This is a genomic window from Elusimicrobiota bacterium (assembly GCA_018816525.1).
Classification (GTDB): Bacteria; Elusimicrobiota; Endomicrobiia; order CG1-02-37-114; family XYA2-FULL-39-19; genus OXYB2-FULL-48-7.
In genome coordinates this window covers 1-19056 of the sequence record JAHIVV010000008.1, presented here as the reverse complement: position 1 = coordinate 19056, position 19056 = coordinate 1, and the positions used below count along the sequence as shown (strand labels likewise).

Genomic DNA, 19056 nt, shown 5'->3' with positions numbered 1-19056 from the left:
TAAGAACCAGCCCCAGAAAAACACCAAGAGTAGTATAAACATCTGTCAGCAGATGCTGGGCATCTGCTTCAAGCGCCAACGAATCTTCTTCTTTTGCTACTTTAAAAAGCATCTTTGAAACTATTATGTTCATGCACATCGAGAAAAACATTATAAACATGCCAAATTCGATTTTTTCTATTTTTACTCCGGTTATTATTTTCTCAAAAGATTCTATTATAATTATTAAACCGGCAGAAAAAATAAGGACGGCTTCAATAAGCCCTGAAATGTTTTCTGATTTGCCGTGGCCGTAAGGATGCAGTTCGTCGCTGGCATTTGACGATATCTTTACAGAATAGTAAGCTATAACACTGGCTATAAGATCAATTCCTGAATGAACGGATTCAGAAATAACGCTGATAGAACCGGTAAGCAGCCCAACAACAGCTTTACCTATAACTAAAAGCGCGTTGGAAACTATCGACAAAGCAGCTACTTTAGTCTTATTATTTTTCAATCTCATTTATGGGTCTTCGGAAAAAATAGGCAGTCTTGCAGGCTAAATACATTAACCCAAAAAACTGCCCATTTAATTGTTTTGTCAATTTTCAGAGCTAAATCCGAAAATTATTTCTTCCCTAGAATTCTGAATACTTTTGTTGCGCAATCGGGGCAACAGCCCTTCATTGCCTTCATGCCGTTCTTCATAACAATTTCTTTACCATCTTTAATCTCAACTTCTTTTTTACACTTCATGCATCTGCCTTTTGCCATTTTACCGTGCCTCCATTGTTAGTATCATCGTAAGCCTTTATTTTAGAAAAACATTAAGGGAAAATCAAGCCTTTGTATAAATTTATTCTTCTATCTTTGAACAAATTATTTTTACCTAAAATATTTTTGTTAAGTGCGTTTTTTGGATTAATGTTCACTATCTTTACAGTCTCCTGGTTAATTTTTCCGCTAACAAGTAGTTTACCATAAGGGTCAACTATCTGGCTTTTGCCGGTAAACAGGAGCCTTTTATTTCTTCTTGTTTCTGATCCGGTTCTGTTTGCTGTAATGGCAAATACGCGATTTTCTATACATCTAGTAATCATAGCCTTTTGACAATAAGGTAAAACTAAATTTGCGCAGTGGCAAATTATTTGTGCTCCTTTGAGGCTTAAAACACGCATGGTTTCAGGAAATATCCAGTCAAAACATATCATAATCCCTATTTTTACGCCCTTTATTGAAAAAACTTCCGGTTCTTTTTCTCCGGGTTTAAACCATAGTTTTTCATCGTTGAATAAATGCAGTTTCCTGTATTTGCCGATATATCCCTTAGGGCCCACCAAAACTGCAGAGTTATAATAATTACTCTTTTGTTTTTCAGCTACTCCGCAAACAATAAATGTTTTATTTTTATTTGCTATCTCTATCAATTTTTTTGTAGTAGGCCCTTCCGGAATATTTTCTGATAATTTTTCGACTTCATTTTTTGAAGTAAAAATATATCCGGAATTACTAAGTTCAGGCAGAACTAATAAATCAGCGTGAACATTTCGCGTATGTTTTTCAATCTTTTTAAGATTTAATTCAACAGCTCCGAATATTGGCTTAAACTGTAAAAATCCTATTTTCATACTTATTGGTTCGCCTTTTTTATTACTTTTTCCAGGTTATTTTTCCAATTTGACTGTGTCATCATATACCTGGGAATTTCATATAGTTTATCCGCTGAACTAACCGGCAAAGAAATTCCGCCGCCATCAATTGTAAATGCATATTTGAAACCATTATTTTTTAGAGTCTCTATGGTGATTGGCGACCTTAATCCAAATGGATATACAAATATTGTTATAGGCTTTTGGAATTTGTTTTCCAGTACCTTTTTTGATTTTTCTATTTCAAAGAGAAACCTTGCCTTACTTTTATCATAAAATTTCTGGTTTAATTTTTCATGAAAATAACCATGAGAGGCTATTTCCCAGCCATCAGCGGATAATTCCTTTAATTGCTCCCAAGTCATGGCATACTTTTTTCTGCTTATTATTGCCGGGTATATTGCAAGCAGCGGCTTGATATCTAATGGCTTTAATATTTCGTTGTAAATCCTGAACACACTTTCATTCCCGTCATCAATGGTAATGAGTATGTTTTTATTTCCAGTTACTTTGCTATTAATAAAATCAGAAACCGAGATAACGCTAAACCCGTTATTTTTGAGTATAACCAGGTGATTTCGTAATTCTTCAGGAGAAAAATCCGTAGGAAATCTTTTATTGCTCAAAAAAGAATGGTAGCATAATACGAATACCTTTTGGCCGCAAAAACCAATATTTGAAATAAATAACACAACTAAAGTTAGCAATAAAAATATTTTTTTTCTTTCCCGCAGTTTTTCCAGCTGTTCTTTTGTCGGTTTTCCCATTTCAACCAGGCCGCTTGTAAGCTTTTCCTGCCGGAGTATTTCCTCTTTGAGCTTTGGCAATTTTGACCTAATCTGCAATATTTCCCCCCGCAATTCTTCTATTTTTTTATCATTGCTTATTGCGTCAATTTTATTTAAGGACTCTGCTTCTTGAGCTATTTCATCCAATTCTTTCTGCAATTGATCAATTTTCATTTGTCCAAGTTCTTTAACTTTCAATAAAGAATCGGTCAAAACACCCTTTTTCTTGCCAGACAGCTCGTCCTTTAGAAGCTTATTTTGTTATTCTATTTGTGCCGTCCTTTTTTCATGTAAAACACATCTGTACTCAACACTTTTTGCCAAAGCTGAAATAATGCTTGTTAACTGCATGGAAATTCATTGCCTAATTTCTTCTTTTGCATATCAGTTATTTTACCTATTTTTTCAGCATAATGCAAAATGGGGTTGAATAAAAGACTATAAAAATATATAATCAGTTATGTATAAAAAAATGAAAATACTGACAAAATGGCTGTTTATTGTTTCTTTTGTTCAGGCTATATTACTTTACACCTTTTTCGGTTTAATATATTTGCCAGCTCAAAGAAATTTTCTTCAAAACTCCCTTCTTGATAGAATGAAAGCAAAAGCTGGCTTTTACTTTCCCGCGATTAAAAAAGCACTTGAATCAAAAAATGATATTTTGATTATGAATTCGCTGGAAAATCTGTCACGCGATTCTGAGGTTATGTATGCCAGGCTAATCGATAACAACGGCAGAGTAACAGCGCATAATAAAATCCAGGATTGGGGAAAGAAACTTGACAATGCGGTAACAAAACAAATTATCGCATCGAATGAACCTGAAATTATAAAAATAGACGATGGCTACGATTATTCCATCCCAGTTGTCTCATCAACAACTAAAATAGCAAGTTTTTCGTTCGGTATTACCTTAGATAAGGTAAATATCATTTATATTCAAGAAAAAAACAGGGCAATAAAAACCGCTCTAATAATTTTTATTATTACGACCGCAGCTTATTTTTTGGTCTTTAGGGCTTTAATAATTCTGCCTCTAATTCAGCTGCAAAAAAGAATTAAATCTGCTATTTTAGGCCAGGTAGGCGAGAGATTGGCTTTAAAAAGAAATGACGAGTTAGGCAGTCTTGCCGCAACTATTGACAAACTTATTGAAAAACTTACCAAATAATCTTATAACATCCTGTAATTCATTTTAACAACTTCCCCGTTTTCAAAAAAGAAGGTTTTGTTCCAATTGCTCCTTGAACCGTCTACGCTTACGGTGCAGTCAACATTCATTGAGCCTTTTCCGTTTTTCACAGCATTGGTTTTTACGGTCATTTTTACCGTATCTTCACCATAGGTTTCTTTTAAATACTGCTTTGCTGTTTCTGTTAACTCCGCTTCATTGTGTTCCATGTCATCCCTCTCCTTTACTTCAATTTGGAATTTATGTACTTATTTTACTTTTTTCGGAAAGTTTTTTCAAGACTTCTTGATACAGATGTCAGTTAAACTGGTTTATTATTCATTTTTTAAAACCCTCCACCTAAAAAGGAAAGCACAATCGGGGCGAAGATTACGATAAATATTGTAGGAAAAATGAGGAGAATCAGCGGGATCATCATCTTTACCGGCGCCTGCGCGCCAAGCTTTTCAGCCATAATAGACCGCTCTGACCTGAATTGCTCAGAAAGCATTTTTAAAGTAGCCGATACCGGAGACCCTGTCTGCAAAGCCTGCGTAATTGAACTAATTACACTAGAAAGGTATTTATTATCTATTCTTGCCGACAAATCCAACAAAGCAGTAATACGATTTTTACCAAGTTTTACTTCCTGCTGGTAAAGATATAGCTCAGTAGTTAAAGTATTCTTTTCATTTTCAATTAAAATATTTATTGCTGAGTTAAAATCTACTCCTGCTTCCACTAAAAGTGTCAGTAAATCAAGTGCATCAGGCAAACTTCTAAAAATAGCTCTCTGCTTCTTGCTGATTTTATCTTTTAACCAGAGATATGGCATAAAAAAACCAATTGCAAACAATACTAGTAGTAAAAAAATATCAAAAGAATTAAAAAGCACTAGGCCTAAAGCTATTCCGCCTAAACCGGCAATAACCTGCATACCTGTAAATGTCTGATCACCGATATTTGCAAGCCCTGCTGTAGCAATTAACTTATTTATGTCTGATAGGTACTTTTTAATAGCAGGATACTGCATTTCACCTATTTTTACCCCGACTTTCACCGAAAGCCTTTTCAATGTAACTACAATTCCCTTTTCTTTATTCACAACCACCAGCGAACCCGAGTTTAGCCTCCGGTTAATTCTCTTTTGCTTTGCAGAAGCAAATAACCAAATACTAAGCAGATAAACACCAACTCCAGTTAAAGCTGCTATAAATAAAATCATATTAAACTCCTATATATCTATTGAAACAATTTTCATAATGATAAAATTCCCAACTGCCACCATCGCAACTGCAAGTAATAGCAATAACTTCCCAATCAGTGTTTTAAACATCAATCCAAACAACGAAGGTTCCATGAAATTTAAAACTGCCAGCAGCACAAACGGAATAAAAGTAATTATCCAGGCTGACATCCGGCCTTGTGAAGTAATAGCATCAATTTTGTCCTGGATTTTCTTCCTTTCGCGGATCGTTCCTGATATTTTAAAAAGATTCTCGCCTAAATTTCCGCCATATTCTTTTGCTACATTAATTGCGAGCACAACAATGCCCAAATCCCTGCTATTTACCCTCTGTGCCATATTTTTCATTGCCTGGTCAGTACCTGTACCCAGCTTTATTTGTTTCAAAGTCTCTGAGAATTCCAATGAAACCGGCGGCTTGCTTTCCTTTACTACAACTTCAAGCGCCTGCTGCAAGCTGGCCCCGGAGCGGACACAATTGGCAATCACACCAAGCGCATCAACCAGCTGTTCCTCAAATTTAATTTTCTGCTTCTTCGCTTTACGGTTTATTAATATCGTTGGCGTAAAGTATCCAGCGGCAGCAAAGATCAAACTAAAAACAAAATCCTGAATCAAGCATAAAGCAATACTAAAAAAAACGGCCGACAATATCAGCTTAATTTTGGAGGCTTCTTTTGACTTGGGAGCGTTTTCAAGAATTTCTATATACTTTTTCGGCTCAAACTTAAATTTTTTTGCCTTAGAACCTAGTTCATTGGACACTTTAGAATACGATTGGGCAAGTTTACTGATTAATTTATTAACCAAATAAAACGCTATAACTCCAAAAACTGCTGCTATTAAATATTTCATTAATACCTTCCTAATACCCCATGCTACTCGCTTGGAAGAGTATGGGGTACATCACCCTTAATTTATTAGTTTATTTTTATCAAACTCAAGGCCATGCGCTTTAATTTCTTCAAAAAATGTCGGCAATGTGCCTGTAGCTTTCATTTCACCGATTACTTTTGTGTTTTCGAGGCCTGTCTGTTTGTAACGAAAAATATCGTACAAAACCATTTCGCTTTTTTCATTTGTAGCTACTTCGGTTATATGCGTAACCTTCCTTGAACCATCGCTAAAACGGCTTATCTGTACAATTAAGTCAATAGCACCCACGATTTGTTCCCTTATGGCCCGCTCAGGCAACTCTGTACCCGCCATGATAACCATAGTTGTAATACGTGAAATTGTATCTTTCGGTGTATTAGCATGAACTGTAGTCAACGAACCGTCGTGACCGGTATTCATGGCCTGTAACATATCAAGAGTTTCCCCAGAACGGCACTCACCTACAATAATCCTGTCAGGGCGCATACGCAATGAATTTACAACAAGCCTTCTGATGCTTATTTCGCCTGTACCTTCAATTGAAGGAGGCCTGCTTTCAAGTGTGACTACATGATCCTGTTTAAGTTTCAATTCTGCGGAATCTTCGATTGTAACGATGCGTTCATCAGAAGGAATAAAAGAGGAAAGCATATTCAAAAGAGTTGTCTTGCCCGAACCAGTACCTCCAGAAACTATAATATTTTTTCTCAATAGCACGCAAACCTTCAAAAAGTCAACCATATCCTGCGTAATTGAATTAAATTTTATCAGTTCCGGAAAACCCAGCCGGTTTGCAACAAATTTTCTTATGGTTATTGTCGGGCCTACCAGCGCCAATGGAGGAATAACCACATTTACGCGGGAACCGTCTGAAAGCCTGGCATCCACTAAGGGAGAACTTTCATCTACGCGCCTTCCAATTGGCGCCAGAATTCTGTCAATAATGGTTACTATCTGGGAATCTGAGTCAAATTTTATATCAGAGAGCTGAATTTTGCCTTTTTTCTCTATATAGATTTTGTCCTTACCGTTAACCATTATCTCAGATATCTCTTCTTCCTTTAACAATATCTCCAAAGGCCCTAACCCGAGTATTTCATCCAAGAGTTGACTGACAAGCTGAGACCGTTCTTCGCGCGAATCCAATTCTTTTGCTTCCTCTGCCAGCAGGTCTTCTATTTTTTCGCGGGTTAAATTCCTGACTTCCTGAAGTTTTTTCGGATCAGATGAGCCCTTTAAATCCAGGGATTTCAGGTTAAATTCACTTATTAACCGCTTGTGGATCCGTTTTTTCAACTCAGTTATAATCTGTTCTTTTGATACATCTGAGCCTTCAGTTATTATTTGTTTGGAATCAGGTTCTTGATTGAAGGTGTAACGTTCTTTTAGGAGCTGACCAACCTCCGAAAAAAAACCCGCCCCTTCCTTTAAGAATCGTTCCTGTTCTTTGGTTATGACAAAAGCCAGCTCCTTTATCGAACGCGAATAATCTGAATGAGGGAAAAGCTCAACGGCTGGTTTGCCTTCATTTACCGAAGGAATTGTTGATTCAGGGTCATAAAGGATTTCAGCAAATATCTTATATCCGATAAACCTTTCTATTTCTTCCTTTTCAATGCTGCCTTTTATATTACTGTTACTGATGATCACCTTGACTGCCTGGACAGGGTAATGAATTGATTTTAATCTCTCAATTACTATTTTTGTTCGGTTCATACTAAAAATATGAGGTTCAATTACCAGCAAAACCATATCGCTCAAATCCAGAACACAAAGGGCATTTTCATCAAGGTTGTTATTGATGTTCGCAAGAACCCATTCATAAGTTTCCTTCAATTGCGCGGCAGCCTTTTTCATATTCCGGTAACTGCCGTCACTTTCAAGACCTTCGGGATTTTTCCCGGCAGCCATAAATAGAACTTCTGATTTATAACGCCCAAGAAAGCTTCCAATTGAAATACTATTTGATTTATCATATGCTTCCAACAATTCACCAAGCGATCTTTCCGGCTGAAAATTGAGAAGTACAGGAATATCAGAATTATTAACAAAATCAAAATCGGCAATAACCGTTTCTTTTCTTACCTGTGCTGAAATTATTATCGCAAGATTCACTATAAGAAGCGATTTACTATAACTTTGATCCGTGTCAAGAACAGAAATTAATCTTCCCATTTTCTCTCTCATTTTGAGTACCCCAGTCTACCCGCTAGGAAGAGCCTGGGGTGTTTTGTCCTTATTTCTGATATTTTTCTAGAAGTTTAAGAGCCTGCTCCTGCTGTTTTTGGAATGACTTCATCATTTCAATAGAATTGTTTCCGGTGTTGCCCGCAGAAGCCTTGCCTGACGGCGATGCGCCGGAGCTTCCGCATAACTTTGCCAGGCTCACAGAAGCGATATCTTTTATTTTGTCATCACCGGTAGGACGGAGAGAAAATGTGAGAACACCTCTGCTTGAAGTAAGAGCTAAAACCTGAGATTCCTCAGCGGTAACTGCAAATGATACTGTAAGCTGGGATTCTGCCTCATCAGAACCTGCAGCGGCTTCACCTTCCTTTTTCTGGCCAATGCTTGAAGGTTTTACCATCCCGAGTATCTGTTTTCCAACGCTTAGAACTGTGATATTCTGTAGGATAGTTTTTGCTTCTTCAAACTTTTGGCCTTTATCATTGTAGTAATCAAGAGTTGCAATAATGTCCACCTTGTTACCCGGGCGGATTATACCCCGGATTTTGTCTTTTTCACAGGTTATTGAAAATGCGCGTTTATCTGTAGGAATCACAGCGGCAAGCCCTGTTTCCTGGCCTAGGCCAAAAAGCTTTGTTGTAAGGACCTGTTCACCCTGCATTATAGGCACAACAGCCATATAAAGAGGAATGCCGTTTTCTCCGGTAACTTCCTTAAACGTTTTTATTGCTTTTGGCTGGATGTATTCCTGAGGTACTTTGATTTCCTCGACTAGTTCGGGTTTTATCATCGCTCCCTGGTCAATATATTCCTTCGCAACTAAAACGGTAACCTTTTTAGCACCTGTTTTGTATTTGTTTTCAAGCCCCGCCAAATATCCGCCGACTAATAAGGCAACAAACAGTGAAATGAAAACCGACATTAATACTTGAGTCTTCTTATTCAAACAAATCACCTCTTTTGTTTATATTATTTACCGACTTCAGCTGTTTCTTTTGAAAGTTTGTCCTTTGAAGTTGTTATCAGATTTTTTATCTGGGTTCCAAACAACTTTATTGACACTACGCATATAACAGCTATGAGCCCTATAATCAGAATATACTCTGTCATGCCCTGCGCTTCTTCTTCCCTTACAAATTTTTTGAACAACTCTCTTGCATTCACCATTTTATCCTCCTATGGATTTTGGTTTTAATTGGGGGGGGGCGCATGGGCGCCCCCCTTTCTCCGGGTTTTGGCGGAATTTCACCGCCATTTCTCTATTTCTTCTTACTTACTGTAACTGTTATTGAAACTGCTGTTTTTTTGCCTTCTTCGGTTTTATACTTCACTGTGACTTTCTCTTCAGGTGCTATTTCAGATGCCTGGATAGGTTTTTTAGCTTTCTTAATAGCTGTTTTTTCGTCAATTGAGAACGTTTCAATTTTACCTGATTTACCTATAACAGAAAGCTGAACTGCATCAATGGTTACCAACTGTCCAACATACTTTTTTGTTTTGATTTTCGTCTGGGCAAAAACCTGTGCCGATAAACCAAAAACAAAAGCAAACAACACTGAAAGCAATAATATTTTTTTCATTTGTATCACCTCCCCCCTTATGAATGATTTTCAAACAAAGGCGTTCCGGTATCATTTAAAACTTCTGACCGGCCTGACACCCAAAATTCTTTTTCACCAAACATTACTGGTAGCGAGAATTTGTAGTAAACTTCCACCCAGGAAGTTGGCGGAGTCATACTTTTTGGCAAAACTGCCTGGCTTATTTTTACCTTAACAATAAGTCTATTCTGATCCAGTTTTCTAACGTTATCTTGGTTAAAATATTTCTTTATTTCGGCTGTAACTTCATCCTCATTTAAATTCATATGCCTTATCAAATCCGTCCCATATCTTGCCGCTATTACCATCTGTTGCCTTGTTATCATCACTCTTGAATACCAGCAAATTGCTACTAAAATCATTGCTAAAGCCGGTAATAATAACGCAAATTCAACTATTGCCTGACCCTTTTGAGAGTTTGTACATTTTATTTTCATTTTTAGTGTGCGCACTCAGAACCAACCGGCACCAAGTGTGCTTCCCATCCGCCATCCATGGCTTCAATGTATTTTGTAAATGCCGCCATTGGTGTGTTACTGTCCCCTGAAGTTGGAAACATAGCGCCCTTTGTATTATAAGAAGCCGCTGCTGCAACCGTTCTAATGTCAAACCATTTATTTATACCAAACATTTTGCCGGCGAATGGGTATCCTTTGTTGGAATCAGAACCTTTATTTTTATATGCGATTATTTTTACTTTCTGTTTATGGAAATCATCGGCTTGTTCCAACCATCTTTTCCCGTTCTCTTTATTAACTATACATCCGCATATTTGCGGAAATACAGGATAGGGCCCGTAGGTTCCAAGAAGATAGGTGTTCACCCACATAGTTCCGTAATACCAAATTTCCCCTTTGTTTCTTTTTAGGTGCAGAGAAAAAGTCCCCTCATCAGTCAAAATCCCATCAGCCCCGGCTGGATTACCATTTGAATCAAGCTCCTGCCTTTTTGCAATATCTCTTGATGCCATGAAAGTTGTGCCTCCGCCATAGGGGGAATGAATGCCTTCTTGTATCTTTATCATTCCTTCTATAGTGTTCTTTGCACCTCTGGACCCGCACCAGCAAATAGAAAGCGGCGCCCCATGATTCGGGCATGGAACCCATACATGGCTTATATCTGAAGGTACATTTGCTCCCAATGATACTCCGGGAAGACCAAGATATGCGTTTAGCGGGCCCATATAGTTAAGCGCTCGTGCTCTCATTACTGCTGCGCTGATTGCCGCATTATCTGCTGCATTTTGCATCATCATTCTGTCTTTTACCAGTTTGCCAAGGTTTATAAGCACAAACCAGAACAGGCATAAAACCATTATGCAGACAAAAAATAACGGCAATACCTGGCCTTTTTGACTATTTTTACCAATTATTTGCATTTGAATACGCTTTTTTAAAATATGTCGGGTCGGGGGTGCGAACCATCCTGCTGTTTGCACGTAAATTAAGCACAGGGAGTCCGCCGCTGAAAAATTTACTTCCAGGAAACGGGTTAATTAAAGATGGAAACATTACGTTTTGGATATAGTTTTGAGTTACATCGTATGCATAAATTCTATTGCCTTCATGGTCGGCTATGTATTTATTTGCCGGAAAAATACCTTTTACATCAACTGTAGTAGGAACTATATTTTTGGTGCCGGAAATTTGCGTAGACATAACATAAGTACCGGCTAATAGAGCTTTGGTTTTTGCAAATCTGTCGTTAGTTTGTACTATTGCGGCCCGATTGGCTGATTGTGCGGCATCATAAGCTACGATAGCGCCAAAAGCGATAATCGACAGCTGGATTGTTGCAAATATTATGGGTATCAGAACAATTAAAACAACGAATGTTTCTAAAACAGCTTGTCCAGATTCATGTTTTATTTGTTTCATGGCAATATCCCTGAAATACCTGTTCTTTTTGAAGCTACTTTGTTGAAATATGCGTTTAAGGTATTACTGAAAACATTTATGCTTACCCAGCAGACGAATATAAGAAAAAAGGCTACTAATGCATATTCGGTTATAGTTTGTGCTTTTTCTTCTCTTAATATTTTTTTCATTATCTTACGATCTTTGGAGTAACGAAAATCATTATTGTTGTTTCTACATCTACTACTGAATGCCTGCCGAACAATACCCCCAACAATGGAATATCCACAAGTATTGGGATTCCTGTTTTTTTTGTTTCTTTGTTTGTTTCTATCAAACCTGCTACTGAAATGGTTTCTCCGCTTTTTAAATCCACATCAGAAGTGATTTTGCGTATAGCTATTGCGGGTATATCCTTAACCTGGTTTGCCCAATCCAGTCTGCTCACTTCTACGGTTAGATCAGTTTCAATTTTGTTTTCTGCGCTTACGGTCGGCTTTACATTAAGTTTTATCCCATATTCTTTCCACTCTATGCTTCCTCCGGAAACACCTCCGGAAATTACCGGAAACTCACCTCCTACAAGGAATTTAGCCGTTGAACCGCTTTTTGTAAGCAATTTTGGTTTTGACATTATTTTAGCTGCGCCTTTTTCAGTCAGCATCTTTAAGTCTGCGGTTAAAGCGGAATATCTAAACCAATCGCTGGGGCCGATTAAAGCAGGCAGATTTACATTTTTTGCCGGCAATGTGCCGGGAGTATATCCCGGGATTTCTCCTGATAATTCTCCCGTTTTTATTTCATCAATCCATTTTATACCCAATTCTCTTGCTTTATTATTATTGACTTCAGCTATCTCTACAGAGACTTCTATAAGGTTTTCAGCAAAACAGCTGCAAGTAAGCGCACAAAGTGCAATTAGCAATAAAAATATCTTTTTCATTTCTTCCCTGCCTGGCTTATTTCTGTTCCAGCTGTTTCTTTTGCTTTTTTGGCTCTTTCATGTTCAGGGTTGAGCCTTATAGTTAATTCCCACAACCTTATAGCTTCGCTTATCTTTCCTTGAGCGTAACATACAAGGCCTTCGTTGTAATATTTTTCGGCTGAATCTACATCTAACTTAGCTTTTTCTGCTTTCTTTGTGTCTTTTTGGTGGTTTTTGCTTGAATTTATAGTTTTTTGGTATGCATCCCGATTTTTTTTGATTTGCTCTAAAGCAATTGTTATTTGGTGTTGTGCTTTTATGTTCCAGTCTAAAGAGGAAAGCATGTTTTCTTTTTTTGCAAGTTCAATAACTTTCTCCCACTCATTTATGGCCGCTGCATATTCCTTGTTCTTTGATTTTTCTATTCCATTGCTATAATAGCCCGACAATTTGTCTTCGGTTTCCATCTCTTTTAGCAACATTTTTGTTTTATCAAGATATTCCTTAATTTCATCATTCTCCGCATTGAGGCAAAATATTTTTCCCCATTCATTTATTGATTTCTGCAAAGATCCTGAATAATAACTAACATAGGCTTTGGCATAGGATAGTTCTTCCATATCTGAATTTTTCTCTTCTTTAGCTATTTTTTTCATCGTTTTTTTTATATCTGAAAGGTAGAACGACGCGTTTCTGTAAGATAAATCTTCACTGATGACTGTTTTCAATTCATCAGTAGCTCTCAAGTAATATTTCTTAACATAATCTTCAACTGCCTGGTTATATACGGTTTCAATACTAATTTTTTGATCAGTGATTCTTTGTTTTGCCTTTTTTGCTATTTCTCTTTGTAGTTGTTTTGTGCGCCTGTGTTCAGCTGTTAATAATTGTTTATCTGATTTTATGGCCGGCTCAACTTTGAATATTGTTGTGCTTGTTGACAGCTTTATATTCTGACAATAACCTGCTAAAGAAAAAAACATTGAAATAATAAATCCAAAACCTAAAACCTTAAACAACATACTGCTTTGTTTCAAATCCCCGAAGAACAACATTGCTTAGCTCCCTTTAATTTTTCTCTAAAAAATCGTCTTTGCAACCTAATAGACGCAAAAACCTCAAAAAAGTTCCCCAAGGGAACTAAATTGCCAACAAATGCGTTTATTTGACAAGACAAGCAAACCATAATAGTTTAAGGATGAAAACAAAAACCAATAGGGGGTTTACCAAAACTTAATAGATGGTTATTTATTACGAAGAACTGGGCTGGAGATGGTTTTTAAAATCTTCTTTATTGATTGGCGCAATTTGGGGAGTTTGGCATACACCGCTTATTTTAAAAGGGCTTAAGTAAAGAGCCGATAATGAAAACTATTTCTTCCTCAACTCTTCCATAAACTTATTAACTTTTCCTTTGTATTTAGCCTCATTTTTCAAGTCACCGCCGCTCAATCCTATGCAAGCAATTGCTTTTTTTCCTGAAAGTTCTTCAATTGATGGGACAATTGACAATGCAGAACCGCTGCCGGCTGTTATTATACATGCAATTGTCTTAAATTTATCTCTATTTTTGTTTATATAAGTCCTTATCGCGGGAGTCATCCTTCCTGCCCAAACGGGAGTGCCTAAAACCACAATATCGTATTTAGATACTTCTGTCTTGATTGGTTCCAGCTCAGTCTCTTTGTTGCGCATCGCACCCCTGCCGCCGAAAATAAACCCAAAAACACCTGAACGTTTCGTTTTATCAATAAGTTTTTCAGTATCAGCCCCAACCGCTGTTGCCACATCTTTCGCTACCCTTTCAGTATTACCTGAACGCGAATAAAAAACCACCAGAATTTTCTTTCCTGTTTCCATTTTTTTTCCTCCTTGTGAATACCCCATGCTACTCGCTTGGAAGAGTATGGGGTACGCCCCCTCTTTAGCATAAACATTCTGCTGAAATAAAACACTCACTGCAAATAAACAACTTAAAATAATTTTCATGCCATTTCTACCCTTTTACCTTAAAAAATATAGAATAACCGGAATACTAAACGCGCTTAGTACTGTTGACCAGAAAACCAGCTGGGATGCCAGTTCTGCTTCATTATCATATTCTGCCGCAAGCAAATAGGCATTTACTGCAACGGGCAACCCGGAAGAAAGTATCATAATAGGGCCGATATTTCCGGTGAATTTGAAAAACGGGACTAAAAGAACCGCAATAATTGGCGCTATAACAAGCCTCATAAAAACGCCGAGGGAAACAAACTTCAAATCTTTCCCGGGTTTGCTTAAAGCAAGCTGGGCGCCCAAAGTTAAAAGCGCTACGGCTATAAGCCCGTCAGCAAGATGCCCGATAGGTATCATGATTTGATGCGGCGGGTTCAAATGAAAAAAGCGCAAAGCAAAACCAATAAAAATTGCATATATCACCGGGATTTTTAGGAGATTAACCATTGTTTTACTCATATCTTTGTGTTCTGATTCCATCATGAATATTCCCATCGTAAAACATAAAAGGTTGAGGGCTATCATAATGATGGCGATAACGCTTACACCCTCTGTTCCATAGGCCAGCAACATCAAAGGAATGCCATAATTTCCCGCATTGTGAAAAACCGTACAAAGAGTGAGCGTTGTCCTTTTTTGCCTGACAACCTTTGGAGAAAACAATATAAACGAAATTGCAAATAAAATGGCAAAATGAATTAAATAGAACAACAAAATACCTATTGTTTTTGAAGGCTGAAGGTCTGAATCGAGCATTTTTACAAAAATCAGGGCTGGCACAAAAACATAGAAATTCAAGTCTGAAAGCGTCCTCATATTCAGTTTGAACTTTTTTTCCATTATATAACCCACAGCAATGATAAAAAACACAGGAATGATAACATTCATGAATATTTCTATAAACATTGTATCCCCCGATTTTCCAAAGGATTATACAAAAATGAAAAAACAAATGGAATACCCACTTGCCAGCATTATGCATTATTAGGTATAATTGATTTGGAAAAATGGCTACTAATCTAATGAACGAAGAAAAAGATAAAAGCAGGGATTTTATAAGGACGATAATTGACGAAGACCTGAGGTCCGGCAAAAATGGCGGGCGTGTAGAAACACGCTTCCCTCCCGAACCCAACGGTTACCTGCACATAGGCCATGCAAAAGCCATTTGCATTAATTTCGGCATTGCAAAAGAATATAACGGCTCGTGCCACCTGAGAATGGACGACACGAACCCCGTCAAAGAGGATGTTGAATATATCGATTCGATACAGGAAGATATAAAATGGCTGGGTTTCGGCTGGGGCAAGCATTTTTATTATGCATCAGATTATTATGAAAAGTTACACCAACACGCAGCTGAATTGATTAAAAAGGGTAAAGCATATGTCTGCCACCTGAATGTTGACCAAATACGCGAATACCGCGGAACCCTGACCGAGCCTGGCAAAAACAGCCCCTATCGTGACCGCTCAGTTGAAGAAAACCTCTCGCTTTTTGAAAAAATGAAAAGCGGCGAGCTTAAAGACGGAGAATGCTCGCTCCGCGCAAAAATAGACATGGCACACCCAAATCTCAACATGCGCGACCCTGTAATCTATAGAATAAAGCACGCAATCCATCACAGAACCGGTGACAAGTGGTGTATTTACCCAACCTACGATTATGCGCACCCGATTTCAGATGCTCTTGAAAAAATAACCCACTCATTATGCTCCCTGGAATTTGAAGACCACCGCCCTTTGTATGACTGGGTATTGAATAACATAACTATTGACTGCCATCCTCGACAGATTGAATTTGCAAGATTGAACCTGACATATACTGTAATGAGCAAACGCAAACTTCTCCAGCTGGTTCAGGAAAAGATTGTCACGGGATGGGATGACCCGCGGTTACCAACACTATCAGGACTGCGCAGGCGCGGGTACACGCCCCAATCAATTATAAATTTCTGCGATCGCATAGGAATTGCAAAATCAAACAGTACAGTAGATTTTGGTTTACTGGAATACTGCATAAGAGAAGATTTAAATAAAAATGCACCCAGAGTAATGGTAGTGCTTGACCCGGTTAAGGTAATAATTACAAATTATGCTGACGGATTAGTTGAAGAATTGGACGCAGACAATAATCCCGAAGACATATCTGCCGGTAAAAGAAAAGTGCCCTTTTCAAAAATTATTTATATAGAGAGAGAGGATTTTCGTGAAGTTGCGCCAAAGAAATTTTTCAGGCTGGCTCCGGGACAGGAAGTGCGTCTAAAGCACGCTTACTACATTACTTGCGAAAAAGTTATTAAGGACGAAAAAACCGGAGAAATACTGGAGATTCACTGCAAATATGACCCGCACTCCCGCGGCGGCGGAACATCGGATAACAGAAAAGTCCATGGCACTCTACACTGGGTGTCAGCGCAGCAGGCAATCGATACCGAAGTTAGAATATATGAGAATTTATTTACCCTGCCCGGCCCGGACAACGTTAAGAAAGATGAAGATTTCAAAAATTACATCAATCCCCTATCACTAAAAATACTCTCTAACTGCAAAGCAGAACCATCCCTAAAAAATGCAAAACCCGGAGCGCGATATCAATTCATACGCCACGGGTATTTTAGCATTGACCCAGACACCACAACTGACAAACTTGTTTTTAACCGTACTGTTACTTTAAAAGATTCCTGGGCGAAACTGGAAAAGAAAGGCTAACAGTTATTTCTTTTTCTCTGTTTCAACAGGCACATCATTATCTTTTACGAATTTCTTGATTTCTTCAATTGCTTCGATGCATAGTTTCGCTTTTGACAAGCCCATGGAAAGGCCGTATCTGTCGTTTTCATCACGCTTAAGCTGGATTACCGGCCTCTCTTTGAACGTCGTAAATTCTACAATCATTGTACTCCCCCTTGTAATTTTATTTGCTTCCTCAAATGTTCAGGTCAAAGTTATAGCATATTTTTGACTGGATTGTGAAGACCTTCACACCATTAGACGCAAAAAAAGCGAAAAAGTTCCCGTAGGTTTTAATCTTTAAGTATACTCGGGGTAATGAAAATAAGCAGTTCTGTCCTGGCTGTTGTTTTTGATTTATACCTGAAAAGATACCCTAATATCGGCAAATCACTAACAACCGGTACTCTTTCAATGCGTCTTTCAAAATACTTGTCCGATGGTAAAATAGAATTCAGGAGGATTTTGGCCTGGCAGACTTTGTACTGGCCAACCCCAGTCAAGCCTTATCGGAAATATCGGTGTTGTAAACCTGATGCCAAAACCATAGCCGGCTTTCAAAAGATTATCCCATTTCCCGTTTAGCCTCCATTGGTCAGTTTCTCCTATGGTAAAATTAACGTCTTCGAGCTTATCCCACGCACCTCCGATATCATAAAAAAGTGCCTGTTGCTGAATCATTTTTCAGTACGCTGAAAAAAGAACTGGTGTACGATGCGACTTACGAAACCAAACGGGAAGCGATGAGCAGTATATTTGAATATATTGAAGTGTTTTACAACCGGATCAGGCGGCATACAACAATTGGCGGGTTGAGTCCGGCAAAATTTGAGGCGATGTTGCTACAAAAAGTAGCTTAACTGAGTGTCTAAAAAAAAGGGTAAAGTCCAATAACTGTTTTTGTTATTGATGTTTAACACAGAAAAGATATTTACAGATAAACAGAAAGCTGTCACTATTTCTAAAATTTAAGTATGCTTCCCAAAAATTCGGAACTCCAAAACTTAAAATCTTGCAGTGAAGGAAATTCTTTTAGTGTCTCCTAAGTCTCCATGGGGGACAAAAGCGTAATCTATATTAAATTTGTTAATTTTAAGACCAAATCCTGAAGAAAGCCCAGATATCGCGTTAATATTGCCCATTGACGCACTATAGCCCAATCTTGCGCTTAACTGCAAATTCCATCTCTGCATTGGTTTATACGTATATTCGCCACCAGTATGCAGGTTTATACTGTTATCAATAAAAGCGTCCACGTCAGTAGCAAGGATAACATTATTTAATGTGTAAGAAATTCCAGTTTTCAGATTTAGAGGCATTGATTCTTTTTTGTCTGTGTACTTCAAGCCTGTTTCAATATTCTGAATAACCACCCCTAAGTTCAGGTTTTCAACAGGCGTTTTATACAAGGTCCCGATATCCATACCAAATCCGCTTGTTTCATCAGTATCCAGCTTTGTATAAATGGTTTTCAAATTTATTCCCATAGAAAGGTTGGGATTTATCCAGCTGGCATAACTTAATGAAACTATTCTCTCTTCGTTTTTAAAAAATGAACCCATTGTTCCATATTCATCCCTGCTCATATCACGCATACCCAAAAGGGATATCTGAAAACCAAGTACTCCGGAATTACCCAGCGGATTGGCATAACTATAATTTTCATTTGATATATCCATTAAATAGTCAAAACTCATCATTGATAGTTCCCTTGAACTCAGTTGTGCTAGCCCCGCAGGATTCCAATATGTAGAACTGACATTGTTGGCAATACTACAAAATGCCCCTCCCATACCTATTGCTCTTTCTCCAACTCCTAATCTTAAGAACTCTCCGCCGGTGACACCCAAACCTGCTGCAAAACAAGAATTAGTTAATAACAACTGAAAACATAAAATAAATCACGTGTGTCCAAATTAGGATTGAAAAAGCCTGAACTATTCCCTATAATGGTGTGATTCAAAACCATGCCAAAACCCGATTACTGTCGGGTCTACAAGGAGGTTCAGGCTTATGAATCATCATACATTATTCGGACAATT

26 protein-coding genes are annotated in these 19056 nt (G+C 37.9%); 3 read left to right on the top strand and 23 right to left on the bottom strand.

Translation table 11 applies throughout. The annotated features are described in order from the left end of the window. The 4 genes from KKH91_01160 to KKH91_01145 form a co-directional block, all read right to left on the bottom strand. A partial coding sequence (locus KKH91_01160; GenBank protein MBU0951423.1) for a cation diffusion facilitator family transporter occupies positions 1-499 on the bottom strand: 499 nt, incomplete at its 3' end. 110 nt (positions 500-609) lie between these two features. Next, a complete protein-coding gene (locus KKH91_01155; protein MBU0951422.1) occupies positions 610-756 on the bottom strand; it encodes a hypothetical protein in 147 nt (48 codons plus the stop codon). 53 nt (positions 757-809) lie between these two features. After that, positions 810-1610 (bottom strand): acyltransferase, encoded by an 801-nt coding sequence (locus KKH91_01150; GenBank protein MBU0951421.1) that lies wholly within the window; start codon positions 1608-1610, stop codon positions 810-812. A gap of 2 nt (positions 1611-1612) precedes the next feature. Continuing rightward, a complete protein-coding gene (locus tag KKH91_01145) occupies positions 1613-2593 on the bottom strand; it encodes a polysaccharide deacetylase family protein (protein ID MBU0951420.1) in 981 nt (326 codons plus the stop codon). 298 nt (positions 2594-2891) lie between these two features. Here KKH91_01145 and KKH91_01140 point away from each other — a divergent pair, with 298 nt between their 5' ends. Further along, positions 2892-3593 carry a hypothetical protein gene (locus KKH91_01140; GenBank protein MBU0951419.1) on the top strand — a complete coding sequence of 234 codons (702 nt, stop codon included), beginning with the start codon at positions 2892-2894 and terminating at the stop codon, positions 3591-3593. Positions 3594-3595: 2 nt separating this feature from the next. Here the strand turns inward: KKH91_01140 and KKH91_01135 are convergent, their stop codons facing one another. The 15 genes from KKH91_01135 to KKH91_01065 form a co-directional block, all read right to left on the bottom strand. Continuing rightward, complete coding sequence (locus KKH91_01135; protein MBU0951418.1) at positions 3596-3823, bottom strand: hypothetical protein; 228 nt, start codon at positions 3821-3823, stop codon at positions 3596-3598. A gap of 116 nt (positions 3824-3939) precedes the next feature. Then, positions 3940-4818 carry a type II secretion system F family protein gene (locus tag KKH91_01130; protein ID MBU0951417.1) on the bottom strand — a complete coding sequence of 293 codons (879 nt, stop codon included), beginning with the start codon at positions 4816-4818 and terminating at the stop codon, positions 3940-3942. A 9-nt stretch (positions 4819-4827) separates the two neighbouring features. Continuing rightward, a complete protein-coding gene (locus KKH91_01125) occupies positions 4828-5694 on the bottom strand; it encodes a type II secretion system F family protein (GenBank protein ID MBU0951416.1) in 867 nt (288 codons plus the stop codon). A 57-nt stretch (positions 5695-5751) separates the two neighbouring features. After that, positions 5752-7431: a Flp pilus assembly complex ATPase component TadA gene (tadA, locus tag KKH91_01120; protein MBU0951415.1), complete on the bottom strand. Its 1680-nt coding sequence runs from the start codon at positions 7429-7431 to the stop codon at positions 5752-5754. Positions 7432-7951: 520 nt separating this feature from the next. Then, positions 7952-8848 (bottom strand): Flp pilus assembly protein CpaB, encoded by an 897-nt coding sequence (cpaB, locus tag KKH91_01115; GenBank protein MBU0951414.1) that lies wholly within the window; start codon positions 8846-8848, stop codon positions 7952-7954. A gap of 23 nt (positions 8849-8871) precedes the next feature. Further along, positions 8872-9069 (bottom strand): Flp family type IVb pilin, encoded by a 198-nt coding sequence (locus KKH91_01110; protein ID MBU0951413.1) that lies wholly within the window; start codon positions 9067-9069, stop codon positions 8872-8874. A gap of 92 nt (positions 9070-9161) precedes the next feature. Continuing rightward, on the bottom strand, positions 9162-9482 hold the full coding sequence (locus KKH91_01105; GenBank protein MBU0951412.1) for a hypothetical protein: 321 nt from the start codon (positions 9480-9482) through the stop codon (positions 9162-9164). A 17-nt stretch (positions 9483-9499) separates the two neighbouring features. After that, the gene (locus KKH91_01100; protein MBU0951411.1) at positions 9500-9940 is read right to left on the bottom strand and encodes a pilus assembly protein; all 441 of its coding nucleotides are present in this window, start codon (positions 9938-9940) and stop codon (positions 9500-9502) included. A 2-nt stretch (positions 9941-9942) separates the two neighbouring features. Further along, positions 9943-10881, bottom strand: coding sequence for a hypothetical protein (locus KKH91_01095; protein ID MBU0951410.1), 939 nt, complete (start codon positions 10879-10881; stop codon positions 9943-9945). Then, positions 10865-11380, bottom strand: a complete 516-nt coding sequence (locus KKH91_01090) for a pilus assembly protein (GenBank protein ID MBU0951409.1) — start codon at positions 11378-11380, stop codon at positions 10865-10867. The genes KKH91_01095 and KKH91_01090 overlap by 17 nt, the downstream gene beginning before the upstream one ends. Continuing rightward, positions 11377-11550, bottom strand: coding sequence for a hypothetical protein (locus KKH91_01085; GenBank protein ID MBU0951408.1), 174 nt, complete (start codon positions 11548-11550; stop codon positions 11377-11379). Before KKH91_01085 ends, KKH91_01090 begins: the two co-directional genes overlap by 4 nt. Continuing rightward, positions 11550-12302 (bottom strand): type II and III secretion system protein, encoded by a 753-nt coding sequence (locus KKH91_01080; GenBank protein ID MBU0951407.1) that lies wholly within the window; start codon positions 12300-12302, stop codon positions 11550-11552. Before KKH91_01080 ends, KKH91_01085 begins: the two co-directional genes overlap by 1 nt. After that, the gene (locus tag KKH91_01075) at positions 12299-13339 is read right to left on the bottom strand and encodes a tetratricopeptide repeat protein (protein MBU0951406.1); all 1041 of its coding nucleotides are present in this window, start codon (positions 13337-13339) and stop codon (positions 12299-12301) included. The genes KKH91_01080 and KKH91_01075 overlap by 4 nt, the downstream gene beginning before the upstream one ends. A 316-nt stretch (positions 13340-13655) precedes the next feature. Continuing rightward, positions 13656-14144, bottom strand: coding sequence for a flavodoxin (locus KKH91_01070; protein MBU0951405.1), 489 nt, complete (start codon positions 14142-14144; stop codon positions 13656-13658). A gap of 144 nt (positions 14145-14288) precedes the next feature. Further along, a complete protein-coding gene (locus KKH91_01065; protein MBU0951404.1) occupies positions 14289-15188 on the bottom strand; it encodes an AEC family transporter in 900 nt (299 codons plus the stop codon). 116 nt (positions 15189-15304) lie between these two features. Between KKH91_01065 and KKH91_01060 the strand changes: the two genes are divergently transcribed. Continuing rightward, positions 15305-16993: a glutamine--tRNA ligase/YqeY domain fusion protein gene (locus tag KKH91_01060; protein MBU0951403.1), complete on the top strand. Its 1689-nt coding sequence runs from the start codon at positions 15305-15307 to the stop codon at positions 16991-16993. A gap of 3 nt (positions 16994-16996) precedes the next feature. On the opposite strand, the gene KKH91_01055 is transcribed toward KKH91_01060, so the two are convergent. The 3 genes from KKH91_01055 to KKH91_01045 all read right to left on the bottom strand — a co-directional run bounded on the left by KKH91_01055 (position 16997) and on the right by KKH91_01045 (position 17695). Further along, on the bottom strand, positions 16997-17179 hold the full coding sequence (locus KKH91_01055) for a hypothetical protein (GenBank protein MBU0951402.1): 183 nt from the start codon (positions 17177-17179) through the stop codon (positions 16997-16999). Between the two features lie 128 nt (positions 17180-17307). Continuing rightward, positions 17308-17517, bottom strand: a complete 210-nt coding sequence (locus KKH91_01050; protein ID MBU0951401.1) for a type II and III secretion system protein — start codon at positions 17515-17517, stop codon at positions 17308-17310. Continuing rightward, positions 17438-17695 carry an outer membrane protein assembly factor gene (locus KKH91_01045; protein MBU0951400.1) on the bottom strand — a complete coding sequence of 86 codons (258 nt, stop codon included), beginning with the start codon at positions 17693-17695 and terminating at the stop codon, positions 17438-17440. The genes KKH91_01050 and KKH91_01045 overlap by 80 nt, the downstream gene beginning before the upstream one ends. On the opposite strand from KKH91_01045, the gene KKH91_01040 reads away from it, so the two are divergent. Next, a complete protein-coding gene (locus KKH91_01040) occupies positions 17677-17874 on the top strand; it encodes an IS3 family transposase (protein MBU0951399.1) in 198 nt (65 codons plus the stop codon). The two genes, KKH91_01045 and KKH91_01040, sit on opposite strands and share 19 nt — an antisense overlap. 144 nt (positions 17875-18018) lie before the next feature. Here the strand turns inward: KKH91_01040 and KKH91_01035 are convergent, their stop codons facing one another. Then, on the bottom strand, positions 18019-18864 hold the full coding sequence (locus tag KKH91_01035) for a PorV/PorQ family protein (GenBank protein ID MBU0951398.1): 846 nt from the start codon (positions 18862-18864) through the stop codon (positions 18019-18021). Positions 18865-19056 lie beyond the last annotated feature (192 nt).